Source organism: Microbacterium flavescens (assembly GCF_018588945.1).
In the GTDB taxonomy this organism is placed as follows: domain Bacteria; phylum Actinomycetota; class Actinomycetes; order Actinomycetales; family Microbacteriaceae; genus Microbacterium; species Microbacterium flavescens.
The window spans coordinates 14,896-27,055 of record NZ_JAFIWA010000001.1 but is presented as its reverse complement, the minus strand read 5'-3'; the positions used below and the strand labels follow the sequence as shown (position 1 = coordinate 27,055).

Annotated in this window: 5 protein-coding genes; 3 read left to right on the top strand and 2 right to left on the bottom strand. The window is 70.0% G+C overall.

The features are described 5' to 3' along the window. The first annotated feature begins 3 nt into the window (after window positions 1-3). The 3 genes from JX005_RS00075 to JX005_RS00065 all read left to right on the top strand — a co-directional run bounded on the left by JX005_RS00075 (window position 4) and on the right by JX005_RS00065 (window position 7,677). Complete coding sequence (locus tag JX005_RS00075; RefSeq protein ID WP_214465274.1) at window positions 4-3,438, top strand: family 43 glycosylhydrolase; 3,435 nt, start codon at window positions 4-6, stop codon at window positions 3,436-3,438. 274 nt (window positions 3,439-3,712) lie between these two features. Beyond that, window positions 3,713-6,604 (top strand): immunoglobulin-like domain-containing protein, encoded by a 2,892-nt coding sequence (locus tag JX005_RS00070; protein WP_214465271.1) that lies wholly within the window; start codon window positions 3,713-3,715, stop codon window positions 6,602-6,604. A 179-nt stretch (window positions 6,605-6,783) separates the two neighbouring features. Continuing rightward, window positions 6,784-7,677, top strand: coding sequence for an oxygenase MpaB family protein (locus tag JX005_RS00065; RefSeq protein ID WP_214466024.1), 894 nt, complete (start codon window positions 6,784-6,786; stop codon window positions 7,675-7,677). Window positions 7,678-7,734: 57 nt separating this feature from the next. Here the strand turns inward: JX005_RS00065 and JX005_RS00060 are convergent, their stop codons facing one another. Together JX005_RS00060 and JX005_RS00055 are read right to left on the bottom strand one after the other, a co-directional pair. After that, on the bottom strand, window positions 7,735-9,726 hold the full coding sequence (locus tag JX005_RS00060; RefSeq protein WP_214465269.1) for an Ig-like domain-containing protein: 1,992 nt from the start codon (window positions 9,724-9,726) through the stop codon (window positions 7,735-7,737). Between the two features lie 25 nt (window positions 9,727-9,751). Further along, window positions 9,752-12,058 (bottom strand): glycoside hydrolase family 127 protein, encoded by a 2,307-nt coding sequence (locus JX005_RS00055; RefSeq protein WP_246533375.1) that lies wholly within the window; start codon window positions 12,056-12,058, stop codon window positions 9,752-9,754. Window positions 12,059-12,160 lie beyond the last annotated feature (102 nt).

Here is a 12,160-nt window from a genome sequence, read left to right as displayed (position 1 = left end):
GAAATGGCGACGAAGTCCTGGCGGCGCGTCACAGTGGCGGGGGCTGCGATCGCAGCGCTCGCCATCGGCGTGCTCGCACCCGCAGCACATGCGGACCCGGTCCCCGAAGACCCGAATCTGGTCCTTCATTACGACTTCAGCACCCCGGGGGCGGTGACCGACGTGTCCGGTCACGGCAATACGGGCACCCTTCTGGGCACGGGCGCCACGGTCGCCGACGGTGTGCTCACGCTCCCTGGCGGCGCGTCCAACAGCGGTGCCGGCCACGTGCGCTTCCCGGCGAACCTGTTCGACGGCAAGGACACGCTGACGATCTCCACGTGGCTGCGCAACGAGACGGCGGCGGGCAACTACGCCGCGATGTTCTTCGGCTCCACGTCGAACCCGCCGGCGCAGTACTGGCTGCTCAACCCGCGCAATCCGCAGAGCCGGTTCAAGACGGTCATCACCAACGGCAGCGCCCCGAGCGCGCCGTGGGGCACCGAGTACGGCATCTCTCCGACGAACGCATCGCAGGGCGTCGCCGGCCCGACGACCGGCACGGCATGGGCGATGTACACGACGGTCATCACGCCGACCTCGATCTCGGGCTACTACAACGGCGCACTCGTGGGCACGGTTCCGACGACGCGCACCGTCACGCAGTTCGGCACCGGACTGGTCGGCTACATCGGCCGGTCGTCCTACCCCGACCCGTTCTACAAGGGAGCAGTCGACGACGTGATCGTCTCGACGTCGGCCTATTCACCGGCGCAGATCGCCGAGCTGTACCACCTGAGCGAGCGGACCACGGCGGCACAGACGCAGGCGGCGCTGGCAGCGGATGCCGATGCCATCGCTCTGCCCGATGAGACGATCGCCGACCTCACGCTTCCCGCGGCCGGCGCGAGCCAGTCCCGCATCACGTGGGCCTCGTCCGCACCGGGGATCCTCGCCGCCGACGGTCAGGTCTCGCGGCCGGCGCAGGGCCAGCCCGACGCCGTCGTCACCCTCACCGGTACGTTCACTCTCGGCGGGGAGTCGATCACCCGCGCGTACGAGGTCACGGTGCCCGCCGTCGACCCGCAGCGCGACCTCGAGCGCAGCGCCGACGACTTCGATCTCGGCATCGCAGTCGTGACGGCCGGCATCGTGCTGCGCGACGCCGTCGACGACATCGCGATCGCGTGGGAGTCCTCGCAGCCCGCCGTCGTCTCCGCGACCGGCGATGTCACGCGCCCCGCGGCCGACACGACGGTCGAGCTCACCGCCACGTTCTCGCGCGACGGGAACACCGCTCAGCGCTCGTACACCGTCACGGTGAAGGCCGAGGACGCCGGGCGCGCCGTCGCCTACGTGCGCTCGGGCGGCACCGCGAAGACGGAGGTGCTGCACCTGGCCATCGCCGGCGACGGCGACCCGCTCGTCGCGCTCAACAACAACAAGGGCGTGCTCTACCCGACGTTCGGCACCGGCACATCGCAGTTCGCGAACCCGACGCTGTTCCGCAACCCTGACGGCACCTTCGGGCTGATCGCCGCAGACAACGCCGCCAACGGGCGCGTCTTCGTCTACACCTCGAAGGATCTGGTCACGTTCACGGGTCAGAAGCTCTCCACGACCAACACGCAGGGCATCACGGTCTCCCGCGCGGACGTCGCGTACGACAACGGCATCGGCGCGTACCGGGTCGTGCTCCGCACCCCCGCGGGCGCCGCCTACGAGGTGACGACGGAGGACTTCACGACGTTCAGCACGCCGCAGCCGATCACGGCGCCGGCCGTGCCGAGCATCTCGGGTCTGCCGGCGGGCGCGATCGAGGCATCCGCTCTTCCTGTCACCGCAGCCGAACTCGCGCTCCTGCAGAAGTCGCTGGGTCGGATCGTCAATACGACGGTCGACGCCGGCGACGACGTCGAGGTCGAGGTGGGCGGCGCTCTCGAGCTGCCGGAGAAGGTGCAGCTGGGCTACTCCGACGGTTCGTCCAAGCAGCTCGGCGTGAACTGGGACACCAGCACGGTCGACCTGGAGACCCCCGGCGAGTACACCGTGACCGGAACCGTGAACCAGCCTGTCTACGGCGACAGCAAGGGCATCCTCGTGCCCGAGCGCGCCGACCCGTGGGTGTTCCGCGACGACGAGCGCACCGGCGAGACGGAGTACTACCTCACGGGCTCGTACCCGACGACGCAGGCCAACCCCGGTGTGGGCTACGACCGCATCGTGCTGCGCCGCGCGGACTCGATCAACGGCCTGACCACCGCCCAGGAGCAGGTGCTGCTGTGGTCGCGCAACGCCGCGTCGCCGAACACGTCGAACGGCTCGAAGGTCGCTACCGGCGCCTACCGGTACTTCTGGGCGCCCGAGCTGCACAAGATCAACGGGGACTGGTACATCCTGTTCACGTCGAGCCGCAGCACCGACGTCTGGAACATCCGGCCGGCGATCATGCGGGCTCCCGGCAACAGCGACCCGATGGTCGCCGCCAACTGGGAGGAGCTCGGCTACATCAAGGCGGCACCCGGCGACACCTCGGCGTTCACGAGCTTCTCGCTCGACATGACGTACTTCGAGGCGAACGGCAAGCACTACATGGTGTGGGCGGAGAAGCCGGGGAGCTCCGACCTACGGATGGCGGAGATCGACCCGTCGAACCCGAGCCAGCTGATCTCGCCGTCGATCCTCCTGTCCACGCCCAACTACGCGTGGGAGCGGACCGCGAGCCAGGTGATCAACGAGGGGGCGGCCGTCATCAAGAGCGACGACGAGGTCTTCGTGTTCTTCTCGGCGTCCGAGGTCAATGAGACGTACTCGATCGGCATGCTCCGTGCTCCCATCGACGGCGACCTGATGAAGCCCGCGACGTGGACGAAGACGGGCTACCCGCTGCTGACCTCCGACGACTTCGGCGGCCAGCAGAACGGACCGGGTCACAACTCGTTCACGCTCGATGCGGATGGCAACCCGGTGATCGTCTACCACGCGCGCCCGCCGATCTCGGAGTGGATCCCCGGCGCCGACGGCGGCCTGAACGACCCGAGCCGCCATGCGCGGGTGAAGACGGTGCACTTCGCCGCGGACGGTTCGGCCGTGCTGAACCAGACGCGCGAGGAGGAAGTGGCACCGGCCAATCGCACGGTGACGCTCACCGTAACGGTCGTCGGCCCCGAGCTCGATGTCACGGCGGCCGTCGCGGCCCGCTGCGTCTCCGGCAAGGTGGTGCAGGTCGTCATCGTCACGAACGGAGAGGCCTTCCCTGTGACGCTGACGGCGACGACGAGCTACGGCACGAAGGCATTCGGTGCGGTGGCGGCGGGGAAGAGCGCTTCGGCCTCCTTCACGACCCGAGTCGTCGCCGTGCCGAGTGGATCCGTTTCGCTGAAGGCGGTGGCGACCGTGGACGGCCAGCCCGTCACGGTCGATCAGCAGATCGCCCACTCGGCCGCCAGCTGCGGCTGACGTTCGACGCAGAAGGGCCGGTTCGTACGCGGACCGGCCCTTCCGTGCGTTTTCCGGCGAGCATGTTACCGATAACGCGGAGTGCTTGACAGGCGGTCGCGCGCGACCGTACCGTGAGTCGACCAGAATTTTGTTTCCGGTAACAGCACACCCGACACCGTCACTTCCGACGGTCCGACACCTGCGCGATGATGCACACGCCCGCACCCGACGGTGACGTCGGCCCCCGGGGCACCCCTCACCTGTGCGACGTCGCCGAGAGCGAGGAATCAGCGTGAGAACGCGTCAGAGAACCAGGATCCTCGCGAGAGGCGGTGCGGTCGCCACGGCCGTCGCCCTCGCACTGACCGGCGCGGTCGCGCCCGCGGCACACGCCGCGATCGAGGCCGAGCCCCTCATCCACTACAGCTTCGAAGCCGCCTCGGGAACGACGATCCCCGACGTCAGCGGCAACAGCCACAACGCGACGCTGCGGCAGTCTGGCGGCTCGGTCAGCGGCGGCGTCCTCAGCCTGCCGGGCGGCGCACGCGGCACCGCGGCGTTCGTCGAGATCCCCTCGGCGCCCCTCGTCGGCAAGAAGGACCTGACCATCTCGACGTGGCTGTCGCCTCGCTCCGGTCCCATGAACACCGCGGCCGCCTTCATCGGCATCCAGCCGGCGAGCGGCAACGTCCCGCCGTCGTACTGGCTGCTCAACCCGAGCAACCCCAGCGGCTACGTCAAGTCCGTCTTCACGAACTCGGTCAACACGACCTCGCCGTGGAGCACCGAGGTCGGCACGGGCGGCACGGGCTCCCCCACGACACCCGCCGGGATGAACCTGTACACGACGGTCATCAACGGCACCTCCGGCCAGTTCACCGTGTACCTCAACGGCGCGCAGATCGGGCAGAACGTCATCTCGCGCAGCGTGGCCGACTTCTCGGGCAACCTCATCGCCAGCCTCGGCCGCTCGGTGTACAACGACACCAGCTGGAACGGCCTCATCGACGACTTCGCCGTCTACGACCAGGCGCTGAGCGGCGCCGACGTGCAGTCGCTGTACGCCTCGCAGGTGTTCGATCGCGCCATCCCGGCCGTGACCGTCGCCGAAGAGGCGACGGCCGACTTCACCGTGGCCACCTCGAGCGCGGGCCTCCCCGTGAGCTGGGCATCCGACAACGCCGCCATCGCGATCAGCGGCGGGAGCGCCGCCGTCACGCGCCCGGCTGCGGGCGCGGGCGACGCGAACGTCACCCTCACGGCGACCTTCACGCTCGGCGCCGAGACCCGCACCGCGACCTTCGCCGTGCGCGTGCCGCAGGAGATCGCCGACTCCGAGAAGGTGGCGCAGGATCTCACCGCGATCGAGATCGGCAACCTCGACGACATCCGCACCAACTTCTCCGTGCCGGCGACCGGCCCTCAGGGCTCCACGATCCAGTGGACCGTCGCCGCTTCGGGCGCCGACCACGCGTCGCTGCGCGACGGCGTGCGCGAGGGCTCGCGCACCGTCGAGGTGCAGCGTCCGGCAGCCGGAGCGGACGCGGTGACCGTCGAGCTCATCGCGACCGCATCCAGCGGCACGGCCTCGGCCAGCCGGACGTTCTCGGCGCGCATCCAGCCGATGCCGGCCGGTGACGACAAGACGGAGGCGTACTTCTGGACGTTCTTCACCGGTGAGGGCCAGGGGGCCGAGCGCGTGAGCATCGCGGCCTCGAAGGGCAACGACGCGCTGGCGTGGAACACGCTCAACGACGGTCAGCCGATCTTCACCTCGACGGTGGGCACGGAAGGCCTGCGCGATCCGTACATCATCCGCTCCCCCGAAGGCGACAAGTTCTACATGATCGCCACCGACCTCAAGGTCGCGGGTCTCGCGGGCGGCTTCACGACCGCGCAGATCTCGGGTTCGAAGTACATCGAGGTGTGGGAGTCGACCGACCTGGTGAACTGGTCCGACCAGCGCCACGTCAAGGTGTCGACCGACTTCGCCGGTAACACCTGGGCGCCGGAGGCGTTCTGGAGCGAGGAGCTCGACACCTACGTGGTGTTCTGGGCATCGAACCTGTACCCGACGACGAACGCTGCCGACCGCACCGCCGTGACGTACAACCGCATGATGTACGCGACCACCGACGACTTCGTCACGTTCTCGGAGCCGAAGGTCTGGATCGACGTGCGCCGCGGAACCGGCCTCGGAATGATCGACTCGACGGTGGCGAAGGTGGACGGCGTCTACCACCGCTTCACCAAGGACGAGGCGAACATGACGATCCGCCACGAGAAGTCCACGAACCTGCTCGCGACGTACTCCGGCTCGCTGCCCGGCGCGACCGGCGCGGCGGACCAGTGGACGCTCGTCAAGGCCCAGGTCGGCACCGGTCTGCCCAACGGCGAGGGACGCAACTTCACCAGCGGTGAGGGCGCGAACATCATCCAGGCGAATGAGGGCGACGTGAACGGGCTGGACTGGTTCCTGTTCATCGACCAGCCGAGCTACCACGGCGGCCCGAACCACTACATCCCGTTCGGCACGGACAACCTGAACGACGGGAACGCGTGGGTGCCGCTCGGCTCGAAGCTGCGCACCGGCCTTCCGCAGAACGCCGACGGGGGCAAGCCCCGCCACGGCACGGTGATCCCGGTCACGCGTGCCGAGTACCAGCGGGTGCTCGAGGCCTATGCACCGGACATCGCCGTCGCGACCGTCGGCGCGATGGACGTCACCACGAAGGCGGGCCTCGCACCGGTGCTGCCGCAGGCGCAGCTCACGAAGGTCGACGGCTCGCAGCAGACCGTCGACGTCCAGTGGGATGCCGTCGACCCGGCCGACTACGCGACGCCGGGCACGTTCACGGTGTCGGGTGTCGCCCAGGACGACTCGCGCATGCCCGTCGAGGCGACCGTGACGGTCGAGTCGGCGGTCGAGGTGACGGTCACGGCCGACACGCGGTGCGTCGCAGGCAAGGTCGTGCTGACGGCCACGCTCGCGAACGCGGGCGACACCGCCGCCCAGGTCGCGGTGTCGACGCCGTACGGAGCCAAGTCGGCCACGATCGCCGCGGGCAAGAAGGTGTCGTACGCGTTCAGCACGCGCGTCGCCTCCATCGCCGCGGGCGAGGTGAGCGTGACGGTCGACGACGCCGCCGTGAGTGCGGACTACGCGCTCCGCAGCTGCGGATAGCGAGCGGATGCCGCGGCCCTGAGCCGCAGCGAAGGATCGGGTCCTCGGCGCATGGCGCCGGGGACCCGGTCCTCTTTTCGCAGTCGAGCGCGGGGCCGAGGCATCCGTCGCCATGGCACGCTGGTGGGGTGACCAGGACCACGACCGGCGACCCGGCCGCGAAGACCGCGGGCCCGACCATGCGGCTGCGGGCGCGGCTGCTGACCGCGCTGTCGGGGCAGCCCGACGGGACCCCGTCGTGGGTGCGAGAGCTCGCCGAAGGCGACGACGCCGGCTGGTTCGCCGAGGACGGCCCCGCGTGGACGGTGCACTCCGGCATGGGGACGATGGTCGCCGGCATCCGCGCGCTGCTGCTGCAGGCGCTGCACCCGGGCGCACTGGCGGGCGTGCACGACTGGTCGCGGTATCGCGAAGACCCGATCGGCCGGCTCACCGGCACGGTCCGCTGGGTGATCTGCCTCACCTACGGTTCGAAGGCGCAGGCCGAGCGCGAGACCGCGCGCGTCGGGCGGTTCCATCAGCGGGTGTCCGGCACGTACGTGACGGCGCAGGGCGACGAGGTCGCCTACTCCGCCGCCGACGCCGACCTCGTCGGGTGGGTGCACCTCGCGTTCACCGACGCCTTCCTCACGTGCCATGAGACGTGGGGCAGGCCGATCCCCGGCGGCCCGGATGCGTACGTCGCCGAGTGGGCGACGGCGGGACGCCTGATGCGCGTCGACGATCCGCCGCGCACCGAGGCGGAGCTGCGGCGTCGCCTGGACGCGCTGCTCGACGGCGGCGTGCTGCGCCGGGACGAGCGCGTCGACGACGTCGTGCGCTTCCTCCGCCGACCTCCGTTCCCCGACTCCCTCGCGATGTCGCTGGCCTATCGCGTGCTGTTCGCGAGCGCGGTGGCCACCATCCCGCGGCGCTTCCGCGCGCTGCTCGGCCTGCGCCGAACGTGGCTGCCCGTCATCACAGCGACCCGGGTCATCCTGGCCGTCACCGAGAGCGCGCTGGGCTCCGGACCCCGCGCCCAGGACTTCGCGCGCCGCCGGCTGCGCCGGCTGGAGAGAGCCCACGCGAGCTGAGCCCGCGCACGCGGAACGGCCCGCGATCCGATGACCGCGGGCCGTTCCGGGGAGCGATCAGCCGCAGCTGAAGGCCTGGTAGGCCGCACTCCCCTCGTACGTCGTGTCGTCGGCGCCCGAGCCGGTCACCGCGACGTCGCCGCCGCCGATGCCGACGGTGCGGGTGGAGAACGCGATCGACGCGGTGCCGCCGGCCTTCACGGCGGTGAAGGTCTTCGACCCGAAAGCCGACTCCACCCTGATGTCGGCTGCCACGTCGTCGGCGTTCTTCACCGAGACGACGAGGGCGACCTTGCCCGCAACGCACCGCTGCGTCACGGCGGGCTGCAGGTCGAGACCGCCGCCCACCAGCGTGGGCAGTTCGACCGTCACGTGCTCCTCGACGTTGCCCGCGGCATCCTGAGCCTGCACGTGAACGTAGCGGGGGTCTTCGGTGAGCTGCACCGAGAAGGGCTCCTCGTACGTCGCGTACATGTTGTTCAGCTCACCGGTCGGCGACGCGTCGGGACCGTCCGACCACACGGTGCGCGTGACTCCTGAGCCCGGCTCGGGGTCGGACGGGGTCAGGGTCACGGTGGCCGATGCCCCGTCGACGACGATCCAGTCGATGCCGGTGGTCGGCGCGATCGTGTCGACCTTGATCGTCGCGGATGCCTCGCCCACCGCCTCGTCCTCGCTCGTCGCCCGGGCGCTGACCGTGACGTCGCCCTGGGCGTCGACCGTGAACGGTTCGTCGTAAGGCATCCAGTTCTCGCCGTCGACGCTGTACTCGATGCTCGCGATGGGGCTCGCCGTCTCTTCGGCGGTCACCGTGACCATCGGCGCGGACGTGTACCACCCCGAACCCTGCGGAGCGGAGTCGAACTCGATCGAGACGATCGGGTCGGCCTGGCTCAGCGGCTCGACGACGAACACGGTCGCGATCGCCCCCGGGGCGTACCCGGTGACCGCGCCCTCGACATCGAAGATCGCGTCGGCCTCGGCGTACTGCGCCGCCTCGATCGCGTCCCACTCGACGTCGACGTCGCTGCTCGCGGTGCCGTCGTCGTACGTGGCGCGCACCGTGTCCGGCAGCACCGGCTCGACACCCGGCGTGGTGATCGTCGCGGTGTAGTCGACGCCCTCGATCTCGTCGGAGAGCTCGTCGGCGACGTACACGGTGGCCGAGACGGTCTGTCCGTCGTATCCCGCGGGATCCCCCACGACCTCGAATTCGCCGGCGGAGGCGTACGCGGATGCCGCGACCGGCGCCCACTCCACGTCGACGTACGTCAGCGGGCCGTCCTCGCCGATCACCCAGACCTGCTCGGGCAGCTCGGGCGCCGTGCCCGTCGCGGTGCGCACCGCGACCGCCTGAGCGTCGATGAACGCATTCGGGTCCTCGGGCTCGGGCTCGACGATCGGGGCGTCGACGCCCCAGACCTCCCACTCGATGACGCTCGTGGCCTTGCGCTGGGTCTGGAAGACCACGCGATCGAGCACCAGCCGAACCGCGGTCGTGGTCACCGCGTCCCAGTTCGCCTGGACGACCGGCTGCGACGCGACGGGCGCGGCGGTGTCGAGCACGGGCACCGGGTAGCTCAGGCCGGCACCCGTCACAGGAGCCCACTCGCCTGCGCTGGTGCGGTACTCGACCTTCCACGCAGCAGGGATCATGACGCCGGAGTCGCCGCCGGGCGTGAGGTGGTTCTGCCACAGGTAGAGCTTCGACGAGCTCACGGTGACGGGGTTCTCCCACGTGTAGGTGGCGATGTCCTGCGTCGGGTTGCCGGGCGCACCCCACGTCCCCCACATGGCGGAGAGCGTGTTCGTCGGTCCGACGACGCCGTTGTTGAGCGCCGGTGCGGAGTTCCAGCCGGGAACGTAGCTGACCTCGACGGTCGGCGCGTTGTCGCCCGACGCGAGCGCCACGTTGAACGGCTCGTCGGCCGCGGTCGCGGGGATCGCGATCGCCGCGCCGCCGGCGATGAGAGCCACGGCGGCCACCACCGCCACCGCGAGCTTCCTCACGCCGAAGCGGCTCGAGCGGCCGGAGCGGAGCGTGTGCATGGATTTCCCTTCGATCATCGTCATGTCACTTGCCCCCGTCGATCGGCGCACGACCCGCGGCGAGGAGGATCTTCTGGCGGTTCCGCGCGGTGAGGAGGCCCGCGGCGAGGTAGGCCGACGACACCTCTCCCACCGCGTCGAGGAAGGCGCTCCGGTCGGCGAACGGCGCCTGCGCCCACACTTCGTCCAGCAGCGTGGTCCCCGCCCGACGGGCGTTCGCCACGCCCGAGTCCTGTCCGGCGAACGTCACCGTCGGCTCATTGCGCTGGAAGTACATGTGGTACGCGACGTCCCGGCCGTTGTAGGCCGGCTCGTAGCTGAGGCTGCCGATCGTGAACACGTTCGCCGCGGTCTTCGTGATGCCTCGGCTCACGTTGCCGCCGAGGTCGAGCCGGTCGGCGAGCGAGACCTTGAGGTAGCTCGTCGCGGAGCTCGTGGCGGTCAGCACGACCGGTCCGTACATGAGGGTCTGGATGTCCGCGCGGTCCAGGGCGGCCTCCACGCGCACCGTGAGCGGAATCCGCACGGTGATCGTGTCGCCCGCCGCCCAGGTGCGCTCGATCGTGGCGTACGAGCCCGGCTCGACCGCGACTCCGGCCGGAGTGCCGTTGACCTCGATCTCGGCACCGCGCGACCATGCCGGGATCCGCAGGTGCACCTTCAACGGCCCCGACGGCGCCGCGGTGATCGTCAGGGTCGACGTGTCGGACTCGGGATACGACGACACCTGCTCGAGTTCGAGTCCGTTCTCGTCCCACGTGAGCGTCGACGCGATGTAGAGGTTCACGTACAGCTCGGACTCGTCGGCCGATCGGAAGTAGATCCCCTCCTGATACTTGACGTGGCTCTCGAGGCCGGTCCCGCCGCAGCAGGTGCCGATGTTGCCGTTGCCGTACTCCTTGCGGGCGCCCGGCTGCACCGGGAACATGTACAGGTTCTCGGGGCCGTTGGTCGACTCCTGGTTGCGGCGTCCGCCCAGGATGTGATTGAGCACCGTCCGCTCGTAGTAGTCCATGTACTTCGGGTCCTGCTCGTTGAAGAACAGGTAGCTCGCGACCTTGAGCATGTTGTAGGCCGCGCAGGACTCGGCGTTGCGCGGTCCGATGTCACCCGCGACCGTGTTCGCCGGACCCCACAGCTCCCCCTCGCCGGTGCCGCCGTGCGCATACACGCGCCCGGGGACGACCATGTCGAAGAAGCCCTTCGTCGCGTCGAGATAGTGGTCGTCGCCGGTCTCGGCGGCGAGCTTCACATAGCCCGGGAACTGCGGGATGTGCTGGTTGGCGTGCTTCCCGTTGAGGGTGTCCGTTCCCGTGGCGCAGGCGTCCACCAGGGTGTGGAGCGTGAAGAGCTGCGCCGCGTCGAGGAACTCGCTCTTCTGCGGGTCGGCCGAGCGCCAGTACAGCTCGACGAGCACCTCGTTCATGCCGCCGTACTCGCCGGCGATGTACGAGCCCCACATGCGCGCGAGCTGTGCCGGAGTGCACTTCGACAGCCGGCTGTACACCCAGTGCCCGATGCCCTCGGCGAGCTGCAGCGCCTTCGCGCTGCCCGCCAGGGCGTGCGCGTCGAGGAGCCCGGCGAGGATCTTGTGGAGCGTGTAGTACGGGGCCCAGATCTCGCCGTAGGGGGCGAACTCCTCGAGCGCCGAGAACTGCCACTCGCCGTACGCCGAGAGGAAGCCGGGGTGCGAGTAGCGCGGCGCGCCCTGGAACTCCTGGGCGGCGAGCGCCGCGCGGCACTCCTCCAGGCCGTCCACGATCGCGTTCACCTTGTTCAGCAGCGCGAGCTCTCCGGTCGCGGCGTACGCCATCGAGACGCCGCTCAGGAAGTGGCCGCCGTAGTGGCCGCGCAGGCAGCCGCCCGCACCGGCCGTGTTCTGGCCCCGCGTGTACTCACGCGGACCCCAGCGCTGGGCCTCGGGGTTGGGACCGTACTCCTCCCAGCCGCCCGGAGGCGTCGCACCGTTGGTCGGCAGACCGGCGTTGCGGCGGAAGACGGCGAGGATCTTGTCGACCGAGTACGCCCGGTACAGCACCAGATGCTGATTGAGGGCGCGGGTGAACACGCTCTGCCCGAGCTTCACCGAGCTCAGCGGGAACGGACGCACGCTCCACGCATCGGGATAGACGAGGGTCTGCCCGGCGCGCACGACTTGCGCAGAGCGCGCCGGACCGGCCAGGCGGAAGGCGGCGCCGCTCTGCCGCGGCGCGGCGGCCCGCGCCTGCGTCGGGTCGAGGAGCGCGACGGCGGCGGCCATGCCGGCGAGAGCGACACCTCCTCCGACGACGACGTTTCGACGCGAGATTCCGGATTCGGATTCGGGTGTCATCGTGTTTCCTTTCTGATGGACAGCGAGGACGAGAGCCGGCTCGGCCGGGGGCATCGAGGCCGTTCGCCCGGGAAGTGGGAGGGGCCGAGGCGGATCGGTCGG